General features: G+C 59.5%; 26 protein-coding genes and 2 tRNA genes. 23 read left to right on the top strand and 5 right to left on the bottom strand.

Going from position 1 to position 21,495, the window contains the following annotated elements; all coding sequences use genetic code 11:
- Positions 1-280: 280 nt before the first annotated feature.
- Together HSX43_RS18900 and HSX43_RS18895 are read left to right on the top strand one after the other, a co-directional pair.
- Complete coding sequence (locus HSX43_RS18900; RefSeq protein WP_179381703.1) at positions 281-1,048, top strand: DUF1828 domain-containing protein; 768 nt, start codon at positions 281-283, stop codon at positions 1,046-1,048.
- Positions 1,038-1,181 carry a hypothetical protein gene (locus HSX43_RS18895; protein ID WP_179381702.1) on the top strand — a complete coding sequence of 48 codons (144 nt, stop codon included), beginning with the start codon at positions 1,038-1,040 and terminating at the stop codon, positions 1,179-1,181. Before HSX43_RS18900 ends, HSX43_RS18895 begins: the two co-directional genes overlap by 11 nt.
- Positions 1,182-1,394: 213 nt before the next feature.
- On the opposite strand, the gene HSX43_RS18890 is transcribed toward HSX43_RS18895, so the two are convergent.
- Positions 1,395-1,469 (bottom strand) — tRNA-Thr (locus tag HSX43_RS18890).
- A gap of 112 nt (positions 1,470-1,581) precedes the next feature.
- Between HSX43_RS18890 and HSX43_RS18885 the strand changes: the two genes are divergently transcribed.
- The 14 genes from HSX43_RS18885 to HSX43_RS18820 all read left to right on the top strand — a co-directional run bounded on the left by HSX43_RS18885 (position 1,582) and on the right by HSX43_RS18820 (position 9,898).
- On the top strand, positions 1,582-1,728 hold the full coding sequence (locus HSX43_RS18885) for a hypothetical protein (protein ID WP_179381701.1): 147 nt from the start codon (positions 1,582-1,584) through the stop codon (positions 1,726-1,728).
- The gene (gene murA / locus HSX43_RS18880; protein ID WP_179381700.1) at positions 1,721-2,995 is read left to right on the top strand and encodes a UDP-N-acetylglucosamine 1-carboxyvinyltransferase; all 1,275 of its coding nucleotides are present in this window, start codon (positions 1,721-1,723) and stop codon (positions 2,993-2,995) included. The genes HSX43_RS18885 and murA overlap by 8 nt, the downstream gene beginning before the upstream one ends.
- Positions 2,988-3,455, top strand: a complete 468-nt coding sequence (locus HSX43_RS18875; protein WP_179381699.1) for a DUF2948 family protein — start codon at positions 2,988-2,990, stop codon at positions 3,453-3,455. The genes murA and HSX43_RS18875 overlap by 8 nt, the downstream gene beginning before the upstream one ends.
- A complete protein-coding gene (locus tag HSX43_RS18870; RefSeq protein WP_179381698.1) occupies positions 3,445-3,960 on the top strand; it encodes a GNAT family N-acetyltransferase in 516 nt (171 codons plus the stop codon). The genes HSX43_RS18875 and HSX43_RS18870 overlap by 11 nt, the downstream gene beginning before the upstream one ends.
- A 67-nt stretch (positions 3,961-4,027) precedes the next feature.
- Positions 4,028-5,329 carry a histidinol dehydrogenase gene (gene hisD / locus HSX43_RS18865; RefSeq protein WP_179381697.1) on the top strand — a complete coding sequence of 434 codons (1,302 nt, stop codon included), beginning with the start codon at positions 4,028-4,030 and terminating at the stop codon, positions 5,327-5,329.
- Positions 5,330-5,381: 52 nt separating this feature from the next.
- Complete coding sequence (locus tag HSX43_RS18860; protein ID WP_179381696.1) at positions 5,382-5,852, top strand: UPF0262 family protein; 471 nt, start codon at positions 5,382-5,384, stop codon at positions 5,850-5,852.
- 63 nt (positions 5,853-5,915) lie between these two features.
- Positions 5,916-6,296 carry an arsenate-mycothiol transferase ArsC gene (locus tag HSX43_RS18855; RefSeq protein ID WP_208454678.1) on the top strand — a complete coding sequence of 127 codons (381 nt, stop codon included), beginning with the start codon at positions 5,916-5,918 and terminating at the stop codon, positions 6,294-6,296.
- 20 nt (positions 6,297-6,316) lie between these two features.
- Complete coding sequence (locus tag HSX43_RS18850; RefSeq protein ID WP_179381694.1) at positions 6,317-7,198, top strand: hypothetical protein; 882 nt, start codon at positions 6,317-6,319, stop codon at positions 7,196-7,198.
- 186 nt (positions 7,199-7,384) lie between these two features.
- Positions 7,385-7,603, top strand: coding sequence for a translation initiation factor IF-1 (gene infA / locus HSX43_RS18845; protein WP_011455993.1), 219 nt, complete (start codon positions 7,385-7,387; stop codon positions 7,601-7,603).
- A gap of 1 nt (position 7,604) precedes the next feature.
- Entirely contained in the window at positions 7,605-8,183 is a 579-nt protein-coding gene (locus HSX43_RS18840; protein WP_179381693.1) for a Maf family protein, read from the top strand.
- Complete coding sequence (locus HSX43_RS18835; protein WP_179381692.1) at positions 8,180-9,184, top strand: ribonuclease E/G; 1,005 nt, start codon at positions 8,180-8,182, stop codon at positions 9,182-9,184. The genes HSX43_RS18840 and HSX43_RS18835 overlap by 4 nt, the downstream gene beginning before the upstream one ends.
- Complete coding sequence (locus HSX43_RS18830) at positions 9,181-9,372, top strand: DNA gyrase inhibitor YacG (protein ID WP_179381691.1); 192 nt, start codon at positions 9,181-9,183, stop codon at positions 9,370-9,372. The genes HSX43_RS18835 and HSX43_RS18830 overlap by 4 nt, the downstream gene beginning before the upstream one ends.
- Before the next feature lie 78 nt (positions 9,373-9,450).
- Positions 9,451-9,525 (top strand) — tRNA-Phe (locus HSX43_RS18825).
- A gap of 181 nt (positions 9,526-9,706) precedes the next feature.
- Positions 9,707-9,898, top strand: coding sequence for a hypothetical protein (locus HSX43_RS18820; RefSeq protein ID WP_179381690.1), 192 nt, complete (start codon positions 9,707-9,709; stop codon positions 9,896-9,898).
- Positions 9,899-10,181: 283 nt separating this feature from the next.
- On the opposite strand, the gene HSX43_RS18815 is transcribed toward HSX43_RS18820, so the two are convergent.
- The 3 genes from HSX43_RS18815 to HSX43_RS20055 form a co-directional block, all read right to left on the bottom strand.
- Complete coding sequence (locus HSX43_RS18815; RefSeq protein WP_179381689.1) at positions 10,182-10,526, bottom strand: hypothetical protein; 345 nt, start codon at positions 10,524-10,526, stop codon at positions 10,182-10,184.
- Between the two features lie 219 nt (positions 10,527-10,745).
- Positions 10,746-11,012 carry a hypothetical protein gene (locus HSX43_RS18810; RefSeq protein WP_179381688.1) on the bottom strand — a complete coding sequence of 89 codons (267 nt, stop codon included), beginning with the start codon at positions 11,010-11,012 and terminating at the stop codon, positions 10,746-10,748.
- A complete protein-coding gene (locus HSX43_RS20055; protein ID WP_179381687.1) occupies positions 11,005-11,274 on the bottom strand; it encodes a helix-turn-helix domain-containing protein in 270 nt (89 codons plus the stop codon). The genes HSX43_RS18810 and HSX43_RS20055 overlap by 8 nt, the downstream gene beginning before the upstream one ends.
- Before the next feature lie 99 nt (positions 11,275-11,373).
- Between HSX43_RS20055 and HSX43_RS18800 the strand changes: the two genes are divergently transcribed.
- From HSX43_RS18800 to HSX43_RS18785, 4 genes are read left to right on the top strand one after another with little or no spacing between them, the layout of a single operon-like run.
- Positions 11,374-11,817, top strand: a complete 444-nt coding sequence (locus tag HSX43_RS18800) for a helix-turn-helix domain-containing protein (protein ID WP_179381686.1) — start codon at positions 11,374-11,376, stop codon at positions 11,815-11,817.
- Positions 11,814-14,702 carry an ATP-dependent helicase gene (locus HSX43_RS18795; RefSeq protein ID WP_179381685.1) on the top strand — a complete coding sequence of 963 codons (2,889 nt, stop codon included), beginning with the start codon at positions 11,814-11,816 and terminating at the stop codon, positions 14,700-14,702. Before HSX43_RS18800 ends, HSX43_RS18795 begins: the two co-directional genes overlap by 4 nt.
- A 13-nt stretch (positions 14,703-14,715) precedes the next feature.
- The gene (locus tag HSX43_RS18790; protein WP_179381684.1) at positions 14,716-16,467 is read left to right on the top strand and encodes a DNA methyltransferase; all 1,752 of its coding nucleotides are present in this window, start codon (positions 14,716-14,718) and stop codon (positions 16,465-16,467) included.
- The gene (locus HSX43_RS18785; RefSeq protein ID WP_179381683.1) at positions 16,460-19,117 is read left to right on the top strand and encodes a DEAD/DEAH box helicase; all 2,658 of its coding nucleotides are present in this window, start codon (positions 16,460-16,462) and stop codon (positions 19,115-19,117) included. Before HSX43_RS18790 ends, HSX43_RS18785 begins: the two co-directional genes overlap by 8 nt.
- A 9-nt stretch (positions 19,118-19,126) precedes the next feature.
- Here the strand turns inward: HSX43_RS18785 and HSX43_RS18780 are convergent, their stop codons facing one another.
- Positions 19,127-20,086 carry a hypothetical protein gene (locus HSX43_RS18780; RefSeq protein WP_179381682.1) on the bottom strand — a complete coding sequence of 320 codons (960 nt, stop codon included), beginning with the start codon at positions 20,084-20,086 and terminating at the stop codon, positions 19,127-19,129.
- A 109-nt stretch (positions 20,087-20,195) separates the two neighbouring features.
- On the opposite strand from HSX43_RS18780, the gene HSX43_RS18775 reads away from it, so the two are divergent.
- The 3 genes from HSX43_RS18775 to HSX43_RS18765 are packed head-to-tail and all read left to right on the top strand — an operon-like array spanning position 20,196 to position 21,378.
- Positions 20,196-20,741, top strand: coding sequence for a hypothetical protein (locus HSX43_RS18775; RefSeq protein ID WP_179381681.1), 546 nt, complete (start codon positions 20,196-20,198; stop codon positions 20,739-20,741).
- A complete protein-coding gene (locus HSX43_RS18770; RefSeq protein ID WP_235962770.1) occupies positions 20,738-21,064 on the top strand; it encodes a helix-turn-helix transcriptional regulator in 327 nt (108 codons plus the stop codon). The genes HSX43_RS18775 and HSX43_RS18770 overlap by 4 nt, the downstream gene beginning before the upstream one ends.
- A gap of 11 nt (positions 21,065-21,075) precedes the next feature.
- Positions 21,076-21,378, top strand: coding sequence for a hypothetical protein (locus HSX43_RS18765; RefSeq protein ID WP_179381680.1), 303 nt, complete (start codon positions 21,076-21,078; stop codon positions 21,376-21,378).
- The last annotated feature ends 117 nt before the right edge of the window (positions 21,379-21,495 follow it).

The raw sequence follows: 21,495 nt of genomic DNA, 5'->3' as shown, positions 1-21,495 counted from the left end.
CGCCTTGAACGCGGCCGCGTGCCGCTTCCTCTTCGCCATCTCGTCCGTCTCCTTCTCGAAGACCAAGATGACCTCAGATCGTAGCTCCCGTCAGCGTCCAATTTCCAGGGAGCACCTCAGTTCACGAAACGTTTCCGGGTGTACTAAGGGACAAACATTGCATGACGGCATGGCCAGTGTTTGCTCAAAGAGCCTGCACAGTGCCGTTTAAAGTTACCGAGGAAAGCGCGTTGTCCATCGCGGCGGCGCGTTTTCGATTCACAGTAGGAGGTGGCTTCCTGTGAACTTACAGCAAGACATATGCGCCGCCTTTTGCGATAGCCTGATAGTCCGCCAAGTCCCCATTGGCTTCGCTATTTCCACGCCAGTAACTTGGTTCTCTGGAGATACGATTTCTTTCTATGCGCGCGTTGAGGGCAGGCGTGCACGTCTAGAAGATAGCGGGTCTCTGCTTTTCGACCTTGAGGGTCAAGGCGTGGACCTTTCCTCTGAGAATAGGCGTGAAATCCTATCTGGCTTGTTGTCAGACCACGGGGCTTCGCTCTCGGAAGATGATGGATTATTCTGCACTGACTGGGTTCCGACTGAGGAATTGGCCAGCCTTGTCCTGCCATTCCTAACCTTTCTGGCGCGCATACAGGATCTCCTATTTCTTAATAGGGAGATCGTGAGAAGCACTTTCAAAGAAGACCTGATTAGTGCACTCGAAGACACCTTTAGCGAAGCCTCAGTTTCCCTGTCAGAAGCGCTTATTCCCGCTCTGCCCCACTACATCGTCGATATAGTGGTGCGCGCTGCCAGTGGCAGGATAGCCGCAGTCTTTCCCGCCACCAACGATGCCTCAGTTTTGAGGGCGGTTATTTTTTCAATGGAATTGCAGAAACATGATGTGCAGGGCGTCATTCCATTCTTAGTTTATGAGAATTTGGACAAGGGGGCAATTACCCAGCAAAGCCGCGAAATTGCGATAAACTCGGACCTTACACAAGCAATTTGGTCTGGCGGAAGCGCAGAGGTCATGCAGAAAGTCAGTAGAAATGTGCAATGACAAATCGCAACTTGACCGCTTCAAGGAAGCCGCCCTCGAACTTGAAGCGGACGACGACGAAGCGAAATTCAACGCCAAACTGGGCAAGCTGGTGAAGCAGAAGCCCAAGGACGACGACAAGCCAGACGACTGAGCCGAGCTGTCAGGCAGGGCAATCAAGCGGTGCGGGCCTCGGGTTTGTCAAATATACAATCGCCCAAAAATGGAAGTCATGCGGTACGCCAAACGGTACTCAGGTTGGCTTTTTCGAAGCCTCTAATATACTCGCCAGATGGCATGTATCGAACTATAGAAACCACCTTACCTTTCAAGGTCTTAGGTAGTTTTGACAATGAAAAGTGTGAGATGGTGCTGTGAGAGAGGATTGAACTCTCGACCTCACCCTTACCAAGGGTGTGCTCTACCACTGAGCTACCACAGCATCCGGGGCGCGGAATAGACCGTGTGGCGACCCTCCGCAACCCCCTTCCGCCCATTTGCTGGACCCTCGCGCGCCCAGCCGCTATGTCGGCCGGAGGCATCACGGGGGACCGATGGCGAAGGACGCGAAACAGACCCGCGAAGACCGGCTGAAGGCGGCGCTCAAGGCCAATATGGGTCGCAGGAAGGCGCAGAAACGCGTCCGGGAGAGCGACGAGAAAACACCCGCCCCCGACGCGCAGGAGAAGAGCAATGGATAGCATCATCGTCACCGGCGGCGGTCCGCTTCGGGGCACGATCCCGATCGCGGGGGCCAAGAACGCCTGTCTCACGCTGATGCCCGCGACGCTCCTTTCCGACGAGCCGCTTACGCTGACGAACGCGCCGCGGCTCTCGGACATTCGCACCATGACGCAACTTCTCGAGTCGCTCGGGGCCGAGGTGGCGAAGCTCTCCGACGGGCTCGTGCTGTCGATGTCGTCCCATGCGCTCAACGGGGCGCGGGCCGACTACGACATCGTGCGCAAGATGCGTGCGTCGATCCTCGTGCTCGGTCCGCTGCTCGCGCGCCAGGGCCAGGCCGTCGTCTCGCTGCCCGGGGGCTGCGCCATCGGCGCGCGGCCGGTCGATCTGCACCTGAAGGCTTTCGAGGCCATGGGGGCGGAGCTGGATCTGCGCGACGGCTATGTCCACGCCAAGGCCCCCTCGGGCGGCCTGAAGGGGGGCGTCGTCGACTTCCCGTTCGTCTCGGTCGGGGCGACGGAGAACGCGCTCATGGCGGCGACGCTGGCCAAGGGCACGACCGTCTTGAAGAACGCAGCGCAGGAGCCGGAGATCGTCGATCTGGCGCAATGCCTGCAGGCCATGGGCGCGCAGATCTCGGGCGAGGGGACGGATACCATCGAAGTGCAGGGCGTCGACCGCCTGCACGGGGCGACGCATCGCGTCGTCACCGACCGGATCGAGCTCGGCACCTATATGCTCGCGCCGCTCGTCGCCGGGGGCGAGGTGACCTGCACCGGGGGCAAGCGGTCGTTGCTCGAGGCCTTCTGCGCCAAGATCGAGGCGGCCGGGGCCGAGATCGTGGAGACCGACGCGGGTCTCACCGTGCGCCGCGCGAACGGCCCGATCCGCGCCGTCGATGTCGAGACGGAGCCGTTCCCCGGATTCCCGACCGATTTGCAGGCGCAGATGATGGCGCTTCTGTGCACGGCCGAGGGCACCTCCGTCCTCGAGGAGAAGATCTTCGAGAACCGCTTCATGCACGCTCCGGAACTCGTCCGCATGGGGGCCACGATCGAGGTCCACGGCGGCACCGCGACGGTGACGGGTGTGCCGAAGCTCAAGGGTGCCCCTGTCATGGCCACCGACCTGCGCGCCTCGGTCAGCCTCATCCTCGCGGCGCTCGCCGCCGAGGGGGAGACGCGGGTCGGGCGGGTCTACCACCTCGACCGGGGGTACGAGCATGTGGTCGCCAAGCTTTCCGGCGTGGGCGCACAGATCGAGCGCGTGAAGGAAGATGACTGAAGACGCCCGCTTCCACGACGCCGACGGCGTGCCCCTGCGGCTCTGGGCGACGGATGCCGAGGATCTGCAGGTCGTCTCGGCCTTGGTACAGGACGCCGTTCTGCCCGCATCCGAGATGCGGTGGCAACGGAGCGCGCGGCGATTTGCGATGCTGCTCAACCGGTTTCGCTGGGAGCATGGCACGCGTCAGGCACAGCGGGTGCAGACGGTCCTGACCGCGGGCGACGTGACGGGCGTACGCGGGCAAGGCGTCGTGCCGGGCGACGCGGAGACCGTGCTCTCGCTGCTGGCGGTCGAGTGGCTGCCCGGGGACGACGCGGCGGGGGCCCTACGCCTGACCTTCGCGGGCGATGGTGTTGTCGAGGTCGCCTGCGACTGCCTCGATCTCACATTGCGCGACGTCACGCGCCCCTACGATGCCCCCTCCGGCCGGGTGCCGCAGCATTCCGATGACGGCTGATCTACGGGTTCGTCCGCTCGCCGAGGAGGACAGTGCCGCCTGGTACGCGCTCATGTGCGAGGGCACGGCGGCCTATCCGTCGGCGTTTCTTCTGTCGCCGAAGGAGGTCGCCGGCATGGGCGACGAACGACGTCGGCGGGCCCTCGCGGGCGGAAACGTCTTTGGTATCGTCTCGGCGACGGACGAATTGCTCGGCATCGCGGCCCTGCACCTCCGGACGCTCGACCGGATCCGTCACCGCGCGGAGATCGGCCCCTTCTACGTCCGCGCCGCGCATCAGGGCCGGGGGGCGGCCGACACGCTGATGAATGCGCTGGTCGAGAGGGCGCGCAGCGCCGGGGCGGAGTGGCTCGACCTCTGGGTCGCCGAGGGCAACCCGCGCGCGAGGGCGTTCTATCTCCGCCACGGCTTCCGTGAGATCGGGCGGCGCGAGGATGCCGTGCGCATCGACGGCGTGCCCGAAACCGACATCCTGATGACGCGACACCTTGCCCCGCTCTCTTGAGGCATCGGGGCGGGGCGGGTAGGCCCTTGCGCAGTGGCCACCTAGAGAGATCAGAAGAAGAGACCGGATGCCGATTTTCCTCGACAGCACCGCCGCCGATTTCGAGCGGCGCTTCGCCGATCTCCTGACCATGAAGCGCGAGGACGCGCCCGACGTGGACGAGGCCGTCGCGGCGATCATCGCCGACGTGCGCGCGCGGGGCGACGCCGCGGTCTGCGAACTGACGGCCCGCTTCGACCGCCTCGAGATGACGCCGGCTCGGATGCGCATCACCGGGGACGAGATTGCGACGGCGGCCGCAAGCGTGACGCCCGAAGATCGCGCGGCCCTCGAGACGGCGGCCGCGCGCATCCGCGCCTACCACGAACGCCAGATGCCCCGCGACGAAAGCTGGACCGACGAGACCGGCGCGACCCTCGGCTGGCGGTGGGGGCCGGTCGATGCGGCGGGGCTCTACGTGCCCGGCGGGCTGGCCAGCTATCCGTCCTCGGTCCTGATGAACGCGATCCCCGCGCGCGTCGCGGGCGTCGGGCGGCTCGTGATGTGCGTGCCGACGCCGGACGACGTGGTGAACCCGCTCGTCCTTCTGGCCGCGCAGGTGTCGGGCATCGACGAGGTCTACCGCATCGGCGGCGCGCAGGCCGTGGCCGCCATGGCCTACGGCACCGACACGATCGCGCCCGTCGACAAGATCACCGGTCCGGGCAATGCCTACGTCGCGGCCGCCAAGCGCCGCGTCTTCGGGCGCGTCGGTATCGACATGATCGCGGGGCCGTCCGAGATCCTAGTGATCGCCGACGGCGACAACGACCCGGATTGGATCGCCGTCGACCTTCTGAGCCAGGCGGAGCACGACGAGAGCGCGCAGTCGATCCTCCTGACCGACGACGCGACCTTTGGCGAGCGGGTTGCCCGCGCCGTCGAGGCCCGGCTCGAAACGCTGGAGCGGCGCGCGATCGCCGGCGCGAGCTGGCGCGACTTCGGGGCCATCGTCACCGTCCGCGATCTCTCGGAGGCCGCCGCCCTCTCGAACCGCATCGCGCCCGAGCACCTGGAGCTTGCCGTGGCCGACCCCGAGGCGCTGGCCGCGGAGATCACCCACGCCGGGGCCATCTTCCTCGGGCAGTGGACGCCCGAGGCCATCGGCGATTACGTCGGCGGCCCGAACCACGTCCTGCCCACGGCGCGGTCGGCGCGGTTCTCGTCGGGGTTGTCGGTGATGGACTTCCTCAAGCGCACCACGCTGGCGCGGATGACGCCCGAGAGCCTGCGCGCCATCGGCCCCGCCGCCATGCGCCTCGCCACCTCAGAGTCGCTCGAAGCCCACGGGCTCAGCGTTTCGGCCCGTCTCGCCCGGCTCAACCGCTGACGGGCGGGCGTGGGCCATTGCCCCCGACCGCCCGATGCCGCATCAACGGCCCATGACAGCCCGCATCGCCCAGATCCGCATCGACGACGTCAACCTGCCGACCCCCACGCCGGAGATCGAGCAGGAGCGCGCGGTCGCCATCTACGACCTCCTCGAGGACAACAGCTTCGCGCTTCTGGCCGAGGCCGCGCCCGAGGGGCCCTACGATCTCCTGCTCGCCATCCGCGAGCGGCGGCTCGTCTTCGACATCTCGACGGAGGCGGGCAAGGCGGGCGAATTTCACCTCGCTCTCGGGCCGTTCCGGCAGGTCGTGAAGGACTACTGGCAGATCTGCGCGGCCTATTTCGACGCCGTCAAGAAACTGCCGCCGAGCCAGATCGAGGCGATCGACATGGCCCGCCGCGGTATCCACAACGAAGGGGCGCGCATCCTGCAGGAGCGGCTCGAAGGCAAGGCCGAGGTCGACATCGACACGGCGCGCCGTCTCTTCACCCTGATCTGTGTCCTGCACTTCGGAGGCTGATCGGTGGGGGACAATCCGCAATCCGTCCTCTTCTGCTGCGATCACAATGCCGTCCGCTCCCCCATGGCCGAGGGGCTGATGAAGAAGCTCCACGGCCATGACATCTACGTTCAGTCGGCGGGTGTCCGGAACGACCTCGAGATCGACGGCTTCGCCATCGCCGTCTGCGCCGAGCTCGGGATCGAGCTGGCCCGTCACCGCACGCGCAGCTTCGAGGAGATGCGCGAATGGGGCGACGACCTGGAGCAGTTCGACCTGATCGTGGCGCTCAGCCCCGCGTCGCAGCGCATGGCGCTGGAACTCGCGCGCCATGCGCATATCGCCGTCGAATACTGGCCCATCATGGATCCGACGGGCCTCGGCGAGGGGCGCGAGCAGAAGCTGGCCAGCTATCGTCTCAGCCGCGACCAGATCATGACGAAGCTCAAGACGCGGTTCGGATAGGCGGGGCCGGAGGGAACAGGATGCAGAAGACGACCTACATGCTGTCGAAGGTGCGGCGGGAATTGCGGAAGGCGGTGAACGACATCACGCCGCCCGTCGTCAGCCGCGCCCTCAACCGCAATGCCAACGCCGCCGGCGACCGCGACCGGATGAACCGCGAACGCTATCGGCAGCGCATGGAGATCGACGCCGGCATCGCCGATCGTCTCGAATACGCGCCCGGGCAGCTTGTCTTCGACGTGCCGGTGTCGCGGCTGCGCTACTTCGGCGCGCTGCCTTACACGCACCCCGATCATCCGATGCGCCGCTACTACCGCGACGGGGCCGGGGCGCTGGCCGACTACTACGCCCGGCACCAGCCGCGCGACATCTTCGAGCGTCACTTCCTGCCGAGCCCCCGTGCCGATGCCCCGGCCGAGGGCCTGCCCTGGGTCGAGGTCGTCCCCATGGCCGGGATCGGCAAGGACACGGGCGAGCTGGCCCTGCGCGCCGATGTCCATGGGGTGCAGCACTTCGGCCCCGTGTCCGACGCCAAGCTTGCGGTGGAATGCACCCGCCTCGACCGGATCCGCGCCTCGATGGCCGAGAAGGGCTTCGATCCGCGCTTCGGCTTCCCCAACGGCTATTTCCTCATCGGTGAGGGCGGCGACTGGGCCGTGGTCGTCCAGGGCGGGCAACACCGCGCCGCCGCGCTCCTCGAACTCGGGGAAGAACGCGTGCCGCTCCTGCGCTCGCCGGGCACCAAGACCGTGATCCGCCGCGCCGAGGTAGAGGCCTGGCCGATGGTCCGCGACGGTCTCCTGTCGCGCGCCGAAGCCGAGGCGATCTTCGACGCGTTCCTGTCCGAGGACCGGACGCTGACGTTCGCCGATCCTGCGGCGCGCGAACCTGCGCCCGAGTAGGGGCCCACGGCCTCCGGCGACTTTTGTACAAAACGACCAAGGTGCCCACCGCGGTCCGTACAAAACGTTCAATTCGCCGATTTCGGGCGAGCGCGCGCGCCGAGAGCTTACCCCTTGAAGTTTTCGCTAAATGCGCCCATCTAGCCGCATCTGCCGCCACCCGTGCGGCTCACACCAGGAGACACCATGGCCAAGGAAGAAATGCTCGAATTCCCCGGCGTCGTGAAGGAACTCCTGCCGAACGCGACATTCCGGGTCGAACTCGAGAACGGCCATGAGATCATCGCGCACACGGCGGGAAAGATGCGCAAGAACCGGATCCGCGTTCTGGCGGGCGACAAGGTTCAGGTCGAGATGACGCCCTACGACCTAACGAAGGGTCGCATCAACTATCGCTTCAAGTAACGTGTCGACCCCGCGCCTGATCCTCGGATCGGGGTCGCCCCGGCGGCTTGAACTGCTCGGCCAACTGGGCCTTGCGCCGCACGACATTCGCCCCCCCGACATCGACGAGACACCCGCGAAAGGCGAGCTTCCGCGCGTCTATTGCGAGCGGATCACGGCCGCGAAATTGGCCGCCGTCACTGCCGATCCCGACGACGTCGTCCTCTGCGCCGATACCACCGTCGCCGTCGGCCGCCGCATCCTGGGCAAACCGGCCGACGCCGGCGAGGCGGTGCAGTTCCTCCACCTTCTCTCGGGGCGGCGGCATCGCGTCGTGACAGCCTTGGGCGTGCGGCGTGGCCATCGAAGCTGGTTCCGCACGAGCGAGACGGCGGTGAAGATCAAGGCGCTCTCCGACACGGAGATCAACGGCTATCTCGCGACCGGCGATTGGCAGGGCAAGGCCGGGGCCTATGCGATCCAGGGCCCGGCCGGGGCCTTCGTCAGCTGGATCGGCGGCAGCTATACGGGCGTCATGGGACTGCCCGTGCACGAGACGGCGAACCTCCTGCAGGCCGCAGGACTAGAGGTCTGGCGATGAAGGGCACGCTCGTTGTTCTGGGCCAACACAATGGCCGGGCCGCTGCCGCGCGCATGGTCGACGGACAACTCGATGACCTCCTGATTGACGCGGACGATGATCGCCCCGCGCCCGGAGCCGTCTTCCGCGCGGTCGCCGATCGGCCGATCAAGGGGCAGGGCGGCATGTTCCTTCGGCTCGGGGATGGCCTGACCGGGTGGCACCGGAATGCGAAAGGTATGGCCCCCGGTGACATCCTGCTCGTTCAGGTCACGGGACACGCCGAGCCCGGCAAGGCCGTGCCCGTCACGGACCGCGTGCTCTTCAAGTCCCGCTATTGCATCGTCACGCCCGGAGCCCCCGGCCTCAATGTCGCGCGCAGCCTGACCGACGACGCGGAGCGCGACCGTTTGCTGGAGATCGCGCACGACACCTTGCCCGAGCGGGGCGACCATGGCGTCATCCTGCGGAGCGCCTGCGACGGTGTCGATGCCGATGCGCTGATCGACGACCTTTTGGCGACCTGGGGCCTTGCGCAGCAGGTGCTTGGCGACGCGGGGACGACGCCCGAACGCCTGCTCGACGGCCCGGACGCGCAGACGCTCGCCTGGCGCGAGTGGGAGGGCACTGACGTCTCGGACGATTGGGACATCGTCGCCGACCAGGTCGAGGCCTTGCGAAGCCCCGCGGTTCAGGCGGGACCTGCCACCTTCTATATCGAGCCGACGCGCGCGCTCACGGCGGTCGACGTCAATACGCCCGAGGGCGGTGCCGGTGGGCTCAAGGCGAATATTGCTCTCGCCCGGATCCTGCCGCGACAGCTCCGGCTGCGCGGCATCGGCGGGCAGATCGTGCTGGACCTCGCGCCGATGCCGAAGAAGGATCGGAAGGGCTTCGAAAGTGCGCTGCGTGCGGCGTTCCGGTCGGACCCGATCGAGACGTCCCTCATCGGCTGGACGCCGCTCGGTCATTTCGAGCTGACGCGCCGCCGCGAACGCCGCCCCACGGAGGACCTGCTGTGAGCTGCCCGATCTGCGAGAAACCGACCGATCCGACCTACCGGCCGTTCTGTTCCAAGCGCTGCGCGGACGTCGATCTGGGCAAGTGGTTCAACGGCTCCTACGCCATTCCCTCGACCGATCCCGATGACGCCGAAGAGGTGATCGAGGCGCTCGAGGACGAGCAGCGCGCGCGCTCCCGACCGCACTGATATTTTCGTCTGGACACTGCTTTTCCCCCGTTCTAGACGGTGCGCACCCCGGCGAAGGGAAACCTTCGCGGACCCGGTGCCTGGGTAGCTCAGGGGTAGAGCAGTGGATTGAAAATCCTCGTGTCGGTGGTTCGATTCCGCCCCCGGGCACCATTACTCAGTAAAGATTCAATAAAATTAGACCCTTATAGGATTTGATTGTCCCACTTTTGTCCCGATACCCAAAAAGTGGGACAATGCCCCGTCGAAGGATAGGTCGTGGCGCTGACCAAGTTGCTCAGATCATTCGCCGGTGTCCGGCCTCCATACCTAAATACAGGTAGGAGGATCAGCCATGTCTGACGCACGTATGACCATTCGCAACATCGATAGAGAGCTTTACCGACGCGCAAAAATCATGGCGGTAGAGCACGACGTTCCTATGGGAGAACTAATCAACCACAGCCTGGAGTTCTTCATGACGGAGGCTGAGTTTGTAGAAGATAGAGAGGCGGAGGAAGAGCGCGATCAGCTTTTGATAGTGTGAGTTTGCCATGAAGCCACGCAAGCAATTCGTAGATGGGGGCTGCAAATCATGCCCGTTTTCAGAATCGTCGCCGTCGTCTTTACGTTAACTTCCTATGGACGTTCCAGCAGGACGGATAGTTAGCTAGGCAACCTACCGAAGGCTGCCAAATGATCCGATCTCTGGACTTTCCGGTGATACAACACCCGGATGTTCAGGGGCGGCAGGCCCAACTGACGGCGGATTGTGTTCCGTTTCCATAGCCTTTCTAAGGTGGCCTGCCGCGTCGAGATAAGCCGTGAGGTCACTCAATGGTGTAAGTTGTCGGTGTGCCGTTTGAGCCGATGATGACCAACTGACCATCTGCCAGCGCCGCATCCTGGCAGACCTCAGGTCCGGCAAACCGTGCAGGCTGGGTCAGTGTTCGGCACCACCTGCCGTTTGCAATGCGCCACGTTCCGGAGAGCGTGTCTCCGCTCGCCAAGGTGCCGACGAGCGTTCCGTTTGCGCCAGCGGTCAAGCGTGTCTCTCCCGCCACCAGGGTTCGCCCTGAAACGGCCTGGGTAATCGGATCGGTGCTCGGAGCGTCGGCACAGGCGGACAGCGTGATCAGGGCCGTCACAGCGATTAGCGGTAGTCGAATTGTCATTGATGAAGTCTCCTTACAGTGGTTGTTTGGATAAGGGTGAGATTTGTGGCGGGGTGGATCATGCGCGACAGGCAGGGTCAGCCGGACGGCTGAATGCAGGTGATCGCACTGGTGCATTCATCATCGATGCCTGTCGTTCTAGATGGTCGAGAACGCGATAACTTATGGCTTGAGCGCCTGAACTGAGGAGGGCCGCAGGGATCAGTGCAGTGGCGACCTTCACCATCGGCAGGTCGCCGTCTTCACATCGTTCGAGCCTTGCACTCGGTATTTCACGAAGCGTGTCGCGGTGCCGTCTGGATAGGACCGCCAGATTTCCTCACCGATCACTTCAGTCAGATAGACGTGATCCTGACCGCCCAGATACTGGCGGGAATGGGTTTCCAGACAGTCCCGCGTTTGAGCCTCTAGATTGCCGCCTGCCAACACGAGGTAGCCAACAAATCCTGTCGCGAAGATCATTGCCCCGCCGATCAAGTTATTCATGGGTAACCTTTCCTAAGCTGAGGGATGTCCGCGACGCCGAATGCGCTCGACATGGGCAATGCCCTTCAGCGTAGTGCAGTGAGTAAATGTCATTCGGTGTCACTTGACCCCCCGTGGCTTCCCAAATTGCCCATGCCACCCGCTTTGATGGCGCAACTTCCGCATCCTTGATTCGAAGGATTGTGCTGGCGCTGGTGCCGCACTGCTGTGCAAGCTGGCCCAGGGTTAATCCATTCTGTTCAAGGTATTGCCCAAGCTTCATATGTTCCGTATTCCGCTTTATGGAACGATTCGCAACTCATTTCGCGCTTAGGGCGGCATTCTGCTTCACTCATGTTCCGCAACGTGGAAAACAGGAGGCATGAAGAGTGCTGCCACAAAATCCTTTGGTGCGATCCTGGTTGATGCCCGTGAGTCCAAGGGCCTGTCTCTGGGGGATGCCGCCAAGCTGCTCGGTGTGCCCAAGACCAGCCTTTGGCGGTGGGAGAACAACGAGACCAAGGTGGACGCCCAACGTCTGGTGGACATCGCGGCGGCCTACGGTCTGTCGATCTCTGCGATCTTCGAGGGTAAAATATTGAAGGCCCCGACGCAGACTGACTTCGACCGCCTGGGCGACGTGGTCGAGCACATCGAACTGATCATTCAGGGACTATCGGTTCGTCCCAATCCTAAGGCGCTCAGGACTGCTGTGGTCGAAGTGCTGCGGCTTGAAACAACTCGTGTCCTGGAAACGCCTGGCAGCACATTCGATCCGTCCCGTTACGACGCCATGGTCTCCAGTATGTTGGGGCAGACCTCTTGAAGGCGTCTCCTAACCACGCGCAGGCTCAGGTCATCGCGACAACCGGTGGACCACTATTGGTCGTTGCCGGACCTGGTTCAGGTAAGACGTTTTGCCTCGTTGAACGTGTCGCCAATATTCTGCGCTCAACGGGCGTCGCTCCAGAACGTGTTTTGGTTTCCACGTTTACAGAGAAGGCCGCAAAGGAACTGGTCACACGGATCACATCGCGGCTTGGCGGGATTGAGAGCCTTGGCAATCCCTTAGACCTTACCGTCGGAACGCTGCACTCGATCTTCTTGAAGCTTCTGGAGGAGTTCCGCGCCTACACACGCATCCAGAAGAACTACACAGTATTGGATCAGTTTGATCAGCAGTATTTTCTGTTCCAGCAAGCCAGTGAGTTCAAGGATATTGAAGGCATCGAAGATGCACTAGGCCTAAGAGGACCACAATCTTCATGGCGGTTCGCTGGGGCCTTGATGGTCTGGCTAAACAAGATCAGCGAAGAGGGCATATCAGCCGAGCAGTTGCTGGCCAATGAAACCCCTGAAATGCTGGCATCCGGCGAAGCCTACAAGACCTATCAACGCCTTCTCTCGGAATACAACTACCTCGACTTCTCAACGATTCAGGTCGAGATGCTGCGCCTCCTCGACAACCCTGAGGTCTGCGAACAAATCCAGAGTCGCTTCGACTACCTGATGATCGACGAGTATCAAGACACCAACACGATCCAGGAAAAGATCGTGTTGAAGCTGGCTGAAGGCCATCGAAACCTTTGCGTGGTTGGGGACGACGACCAAGCCCTCTATCGCTTTCGCGGTGCATCCATTCGGAACATCTTGGAGTTCCCAACCCGTTTCCCTGCCGGAGAATGCAAGCAGGTCCGGCTGACCAAGAACTACCGCTCAGAGCCCCCGATTATCGACTTCTACAACAGGTGGATGGAGACCACGGACTGGACGGAGGATGACAAGTCCTTTCGGTTCGGTAAGAACATCGAACCTGCTTCGGCGACGGCCACCGCCCACCCCTCCGTATTTAAAGTTGTGGGTGAGGACGGGGAAGACAATTGGGCCGAAGAGACCTTGGCCTTCCTGAAAAATCTCAGATCACAAGGGATCATCAAGGACTGGAACCAGGTCGCTTTCCTGTTCCGATCAGTGCGCAACCCAAAGGTAGTCGCCTTCGCGAATGACCTGGAGGCCGCAGGCATCCCGATCTACGCACCGCGATCAAACATGTTCTTCGAACGCACAGAGGTCCGGTTGATGATCGGGGCGCTTCTGTTCCTCTTCCCGCAATACGGGTCGATCCGCCAAACCCGCGAGGGGATGACACTTCAGGTCTGGGCCTTCTACGATGCCTGCCTGGCCGAGTTCATTGACTGCCTGAAGTCCGGTGACGACCCGCAGATCAAAGCCTGGGTTGCGGGTAAAGCGAAGCAGCACCTTAGCCTGTCGGAGAACACCAACTATCCGTTCTCCGGCCTCTTCTACGACCTGATGCAGTTCCCAACGTTCAGCCGCTTCCTGGATGAGGGCATCGCCCACAGCGGTGTGAGGGACAGCAGGCCCGCCCGCAACCTGTCGAAACTCTCCCGCCTGCTGAACAAGTATGAGTATCTCTACAACGTCATCGTGATCCGGCCCGACCGGTTGGAGCGGGACCTGCTCACGCTGTTCAACTTCTTCTTCCGGTTCCTCTGGGACGGCGGCATCGAAGAGTATGAGGACGAGAGTGAATATGCCCCTTCCGGCTGCGTGTCCTTCATGACGATCCACCAGTCTAAGGGGCTGGAGTTTCCCATCGTCATCGTTGGCTCTCTGGATGCCGTGCCCCGCAAGCAATACACCGACATGGAGGTGATGCTGGAACAGGAGTTCAGCGGGCGTGAGCCGTTCGAACCGATGGGCCGGATCAAGACCTTTGACTTCTGGCGGTTGTTCTACACGGCCTTCTCACGGGCCCAGAACATGCTTGTGCTGACCTGCCAGGAGAACACGCCGAAGGGGCGTGGCCAGCGGCATGTGCCCTCCGCCTACTTCCGGCCCGTCTATGATGATCTGAAGTCCTGGCGTGACCTGAAATTTGACCCGCACACCATTGACCTGGCCGAGGTCAAAGAGGTCGATATCAAGCAGAGCTATTCATTCACATCTGACGTGCTGGTCTTCGAAGGCTGCCCCCAGCAATACCGACTGTTCAAGGACCTCGATTTTGCGCCTGTGAGGACCAATGCGATCCTGTTCGGCACCTTGGTCCACCAGACCATCGAAGACATCCACAAGGCTGTGCTGCGGGGCGAGGAGGGCAAGGTGACGCCGGAGCAGATCACATCTTGGTTCGATGTGAACTATGCCAATCTGACTAAGAAGGAACGGGTCTATCTGGCCGAACCTGTGCTGAAGATCGCGAAGCGGCATGTGACCAGCTATGTGGATCGGGAACGAGCGCATTGGCACCGCCTACGGGATGCAGAGGTTGAACTGTCGCTGCTGAAGGAGGACTACATCCTGACGGGCACGGTGGACCTGGTGCAGGCCGATGACGGGTCCTTTGAGATCATCGACTTCAAGTCTGAGAAAAAGCCAGACCTGATTGATGAGGCGGATCGGCTGAGCCGCTATCGCCGCCAACTTCAAATCTATGCCCACCTGCTGGAAGAGAAGCGGGAGGTCGAGGTCAGCCGGATGACACTGTATTACACGGGCGAAGAGGCCGGAAACCCGCGCATCACCTTCCCCCGCGAAACCACTGATGTGGAAGGCACAATTGCCAAAGTCGATTCCGTCATCCACGATATCGTTGAAAAGAATTACGGCCTATCAGAGCGGCCAGAACGGCTCTGCAAGAACTGTGACTTCCAGGCGTTCTGCGACATGACGTTTTGTAAGGTGTGAGGGGACTTGAGCAATGGCAGATAAGCAGGAAGCGTTTGAGACTTTTGAGTTCGATTTGGAACCTATCCGTGGTTTTCCCGAATTAAGGTGGACAGGTAAACGCGCATTCACCGCAACACAGTTCTTCCCTGCTCAAAGGAAAGAAAGCTATGGTGACCCCGTAGAAGGTTGGATGAACAAGCTTTTTTGGGGTGACAACATTCAGGTGATGTCCCACCTGCTGAGGGACTTTCGGCATTCGGTTGACTTAATTTATTTGGATCCTCCTTTCGACAGTAAGGCTGAATATAAGAAGAAGGTGCGGCTCAAGATCGGCAAAGCCGATGGAGACCATAACTCATTCGAGGAGAAGCAGTATAACGATATATGGGGTAACGACGGATACTTGCAATTCGTCTATGAGAGGCTTGTTCTTTGCAGGGAACTGCTTTCACCAACTGGCTCGATCTATCTACACGTTGATTGGCACAAGTCCTCGCACATCAGATTAATCTTGGATGAAATTTTTGGGGCCGGATCGGCGCTTACTCAGTCTTCGCCAGGATTTAGAAATGAAGTCATTTGGTGTTATTCCGGCGGCGGTGTTCCGACTAATGAGCTACCACGCAAACATGACAACCTTTACTGGTATTCAAAGTCCGCTGAATGGAAATTCAATCCGGTCTATCGTGCTTATAGCGAGGGCACTCTTCAAAGAGGGCGAACGGCTGTGAAAGGCGAGAATGCCAAGTTGAGGGAAGATGGCACTCCGGTGAACGACTGGTGGAGCGATGTAAAGAAGATCACGAGCCCCACCGACCCTGAAAAGCTGTATTACCCGACGCAGAAATCAGAGGAGCTTCTTGAGCGCATCGTTCAGATGCACACTGATGAGGGTGACTTGGTCTTTGACTGCTTCATGGGTTCCGGCACAGCCCAAGCTGTGGCAATTAAGATGGGAAGACGTTTCTTAGGCGCAGACATCAACCTTGGCGCAATTGAAACGACAACAAAGCGTATTGCAGCCATCATTTCGCGTCGTGCATCTGGCGGTATCGCGATAGACGAAAACTCCAAATGGAGCAGAGCAGGCTTCGAAGTCTACAACGTCAACAACTACGACATCTTCCGCAATCCGGTCGAAGCCAAGGAACTGATCAAGGAAGCGATGGAGCTTCAGCCTTTGCCGACCAGCAGTGTCTTTGATGGTCAGCGGGATCAGTTCCTGGTCAAGATCATGCCCGTGAACCGGATTGCCACCCGCCAGGACCTGAACGAGGTCATCAATGGCATGGATTTCAAAGCCTATGAACGCCGACAGGCCGAGTCTCCGTCTAAGATCGTGGATCGGATCATGCTGGTCTGTATGGGACATGAGCCGGACATCGGCGAACAACTCAAACTGTCAGCGAAGCCCTTCAATATCGAAGTCGAAGTGGTAGACCTGATCCGCGACAAGGCCAACCTGCATTTCAAGCGTCAGTCTGACGCTAAGCTGGTCATCAAGGATGGTAATCTTGAGATCGCAGGCTTCTACCCGCTTAACCTGCTCCAGAAGCTATCGATGGACACCGATGCGGTCGAAGACTGGCGACAACTGGTTGAGACGATCAAGGTGGACTGGAACTATGATGGCGCTGTCCTCAGCCCTGAACTGATTGATGCACCGGACAAGAACGATCTTGTGTCGGGCCGCTATCCGATCCCCGACGATGCATCGACCATCCGTGTGAAGATCACCGACCTTCTGTCAGAGTCCTGGGAAGGTGAGATCGAAAATGGCTAATAAGAAGATCAACCAGGACTTTGCCTTCTTCAACGCTCTGTATCACTTTGTGCAGACCAACAGGGGGCGGGCGCGTCAGAAGTATCGGAAGCTGTCCAAGCACCTGTTGGATTTCAACGATCCCGATCTACGGGCGGATGCCTACCTGCGCAGGCCGCAGTTCGAAGCGTTGGAGATGTATGTCTTCCTGAAAGAGTTCGCTGAGAACCGCCACGTGCATCAGGTGTTCAGTGAGTGGGCGAAGAACGAGGGCATCTTTGAGAGCTACCAGACTACGGGTGTGGACAAGAAGGGTCAGGGCACACTTCTGGGCTTCCTCGACCTGGAAGGGGATGAGCAATACAACGTCCTCTTTGCCAAGATGTCTGAACGGGCCCGCAGCTATCCCAACTACATCTTTGCGCTGACCATGGGCCTGGGGAAGACGATCCTCATGGCCACGTGCATCTTCTACGAGTTCCTACTGGCCAACAAGTTTGGCAAGGACACCAAGTATTGCCGGAACGCCCTGGTGTTCGCGCCGGACAAGACGGTGCTCCAGTCGCTCAAGGAAATCCAGACCTTCGACCTGTCATTGGTGGTCCCGCCGGAATATGCGAACTTCCTGCGCACCAACCTGAAGTTCCACTTTCTGGACGACACGGCCTCCACCATCGGGGCACAGGACGGATCGTCGTTCAACATCATCATCTCGAACACGCAGAAGATCATCCTGAAGCGCAGCAAGGCTGAGCCGACTGCGACCGACAAGCTGTTTGCCGAGAAGAAGGGCACATTGTCTGAGGTCTATGGTGACCTCTATGAGATGCTGGGTGAGGACGCCCCTGAGACGGATGCCGATCTCGCTGTGAACGCTCGGTTCCAGCGGATTGCCAGGCTGCCTCAGCTCGGCATCTACGTGGACGAGGCGCACCATTCTATGGGTGCGGCCCTTGAGAAGGACCTGGGCCAGGCCAAGCAGACATCTGCACTGCGCACGACCATCGATGAGCTTGCACGGGCCCTAGAGGCGCGGAAGACCAGCGTAGTGGGGTGCTACAACTTCACGGGGACGCCCTACGTCAAAGACCGGATTATGCCCGAGGTGGTTTACGCCTACGGGCTGAAGGCTGCTATCGACAACAAGTATCTCAAGCAGCCGGGTTTCTTCACTTACACCGGGAACATCAAATCTGATGATTTCTTACGGGAAGTGATCACGGATTTCTGGACGAATCTAGGAGAGTCGCGGCACGAGGGAATGCTGCCAAAGCTGGCTCTGTTCGCGTCAACCCTGGACGAGCTTGAGAAAGACTTGCGTCCCGCCATTGAGACTGTGTTGGCAGAACTTGGCGTTTCGACTGACAAGATACTCAGAAACACGGGTGATTCCACTAATGAGGAAATCCGTGAGTTCAATCGCCTGGATACCGAGGACTCGAACAAACAGTTCATCCTGCTTGTCGGGAAGGGCGGCGAAGGTTGGAACTGCCGATCTCTCTTCGGTGTGGCTCTTTACCGGAAGCCGAAGTCCCGCATCTTTGTGTTGCAGTCCACGATGCGATGTCTTCGGGCGATCGGGCCCCAGCAGGAAACGGGACGCATCTACCTGTCCGCTGATAACCAGGCGATCCTGGATGATGAGTTGCAGCAGAACTTCCGCGTCACTACGGATGAACTTGGTCCCAAAAAGGATGACACGTCTGTGACGGTTGAGGTGACAGCGGTTCCGCCGCCTGTGATCATCAAACTTAACCGTCATCGCGAACTCTATCAGACCGTGAAGAAGGACCAGCCGGACGACATCGTGGTCGATCTCTCAGACGAAATGATGGAACGATTTCGGATCAAGCTGGAACGCCGCACACATCTCAAAGATAAGGCGTCATCCATTGAAGACATCACCGAGCGCCAGACCCATAAGCCCTATACGAAGCTGACACTTATTGGTGAACTGGCTCGTTACTTTTCCGGCGACGACATCTCGGCCTTCGATATCGAGGAGGTGCTGGATGAGACGGATCAAGGCTTGGAAGCCATCTTAGAGGCCGTGAATGTCGCAAATGACATCATCTTCGACATTCTGGTCCCACATCTGTTTCATGCGTTTTTCGAAGTGAAGAGTTACCAGAAGTCTGAAGAGGAAGAGGTCGAACTGATCAGGGGCTACAGCAACAAGTCCAGCAGGCTGCCCGCGTTCACATTCAAAGCCCAGGAGCATTTGGTCCAGCGGCGGGACTACCCGAAATACGATGGCACGAGATCAAGGTCCTTTCATCTCGATACGTATTGCTTCGATAGTGCACCTGAGGTCGAGTTCTTTGATCGGGTAATCAAGTCTGACATGACCGATAGGATTTACTTCACAGGGATGTTGGTCCATGGCCAGTCGGGTTTTCAGGTCTACTACATTCATCCTGAGTCCCACACCGTCTGCAACTACCATCCTGACTTCCTGGTCTACCGCACGGACGGGAAGGCGCACCTCATTGAGGTTAAGTCGAACTGGAAAAAGGATGACCCTGTCGTTCTTGCAAAAAAAGAAGCGGCAGAACTCCTGGCAGCTGGAAACACGTTTGAATATTCGTTGGTCACCAGAGAACAGTTTGACGAATTCTTGAGGCCAGACGGGTGGGACAAATATGATCCCGATCTGACGCTAGATGCATAGGGTGAAGCGTTACTTCACAGCGTCGGCTCGTTTCATGAACTCAAGTGTGTCTTCGACGGAGACATCTCCCAGAAGTAGCCCCACCAGATCAAGGTCCTTGCGTCTTGCCTGGGCAAGTCGTCGTATACTCGCTTCAAAGCCCTCATCGTTTCTTTCTTCATCAGGGAAGTGGCGGTGTGCAATTTCTTCCGGGGCGGCCAGCCAATAGAATGCTTTCAGAAGATCGAGAAAGGGTCCAGCATAGCTGACCGGGTTATAATTTCGCGGAGACGACCTCGGCTTTGATTGATTGCTGCCCAGGCGCTGCTCCTTGCCCCCGTCTTTCGGCACTACTTGTTGGACAACTGCGCCGTGCTCAGTGCGACCTTCGCGTTCGAAAAGGTCTGCTAGTGCGTGGACTGCAAACAGCCTTGCATAGAGCGATGGCTGCCCCGCCGTCACAAGCCCTTTTTTGTAGTCGAAGAAATCAGACAAGGCTGCGATCTCATTGCGCACCCCACTGAGATATTGATGAGCAGCTTCGACCTTCTCGACAAGACTCACTTCTTGCAGAACCTGCCTTGCGGTCGATGGCTCTTCCAAAGCATCGTTTGCGCTTCTCAAATCAGCGACAATATCTGCTCTGTCCGGATCAGCGAGGCGGGCAACTGACTTGTCTAGCCTGTCTCTGAGGCTTCTGAACTTAGCGAAGAGAGGCTTTACTGGCACGCTATGATCTATAGTTTTCTTGATGACGAGAAAACGGATCAGGATATCGTTAATTTCACCTACAATCTGCTCATGTTTTTCTGGAGAAAGCTCACTGTGGCCCAGGCTATTGATCATATTCTGATATAAATTTTTTTGTCGATCTGCAGCTCGGAGCTTTGGCAGCCTTTCGAGCCTTGTTCTTTCGTAAACCTGAGAGAATCTTTCGTGGACGTTTCGAGCTAAGTGCTTTGGCTCAAAGAAATCACTCTGCTCAGCCATTTCATGCTACTCCAGAAGAATTGGCGATTTTCGCACATTAAGTGCTCTCATCCATTGAGAACCCTAAACCGATACGTCTTGGGCATTCCATCAACAGAGGAGAATGCCCATGAAACCACACACCTTCAACCCTGGGGAAGTCGATCAGCATATTAATGCATGTGCTGCCCAAGATGCCGTCGCCCGGCATCACATCCGCTCTGCGAGTCATCGCGCTGTAGTCAACCCCGATGGTCTTCTCGTGTCGTCATCGAAGACCAGTGACAGACCGCTTTCCTGCAATAACACTTGCCTCTTGGCCCAGGCTTGGCCTGGTGGAGATTCAATGACGCTGGTGGCCTACCGCCTGCTCGGCGCGGTTCCGACTGCGATGCCTTCCGAACTATCGAAATTCGAATTTGCCATCGACTGGTCTGCCGAGGTGGGCATCAGGCAAAAAGAGCCCGTGATCGTTCACGTCATTGACGATGGTTCTCCAGTCTATTTCAACTACGCCGTCTCCCACCACTTCGGCAAAAAGCGCGACACCTTTAGTGCCGATGTTCAGGACCTGAGCGACACCTACTGTGAAGTGATGCAGCGGGTTTGTGAGCACATCATGCTCGTCGCTCAGTTTCACGCGAAAATCGATCAGACGCAAAAGGTGGCGGCATGATTGATCTTAAGCCTCCATTGATCAATGCGGAAGTTGTGCTGACGCAGGCTGCAACCAGCTTGACTGCTGCCGCGGATGCCCTTGTCCGTGTTGGCCATGCCCGGGAGCGAAGCCACAAACCGCCATCGCCGAAGCGTGGCCTCACCCGCAATGAGGCAGCCCACTACATTGGCGTGAGCCCGACAACCTTTGACCGCTTGGTCCAGCAGAAAGTGATGCCCAAGCCGATCAAGGCGTTCTCCCGTGCAATCTGGGACCTCAAAGCACTTGATGATGCCTTCGAGGGCTATGCTCTCGTGGATGAAGAAAATCCGTGGAACTAGGGAGGTAGATCATGAGTATTTCACTTCCCTACGTGACTAAGGATCGGGACAGGAACGGCAATGTTCGGCTCTACTATCGCCGGAATGGTCAGAAACTGCGTCTGCGTGGTCCAGTTGGGTCACCTGAATTTATCACGGACTATCAGTTGGCCATGGCGGGGCATGTGCCAAAAGATCAGGGCAAAGCGAAGCTGGAGACCACTAAGCGCGGCTCGATCCGTGAATTGATTGAACACTACTACCAATGTGCGTCCTTCCGGACTTTGGCACATCAGACCCAGCATGTGCGGCGACAGATTTTGGATCGGTTCTGAGGTGCTCCCTGGAAATTGGACGCTGACGGGAGCTACGATCTGAGGTCATCTTGGTCTTCGAGAAGGAGACGGACGAGATGGCGAAGAGGAAGCGGCACGCGGCCGCGTTCAAGGCGA

It is taken from the genome of Jannaschia marina (assembly GCF_013404595.1).
In the GTDB taxonomy this organism is placed as follows: Bacteria; Pseudomonadota; Alphaproteobacteria; order Rhodobacterales; family Rhodobacteraceae; genus Jannaschia; species Jannaschia marina.
This window is presented reverse-complemented; position numbering and strand designations above follow the sequence as displayed.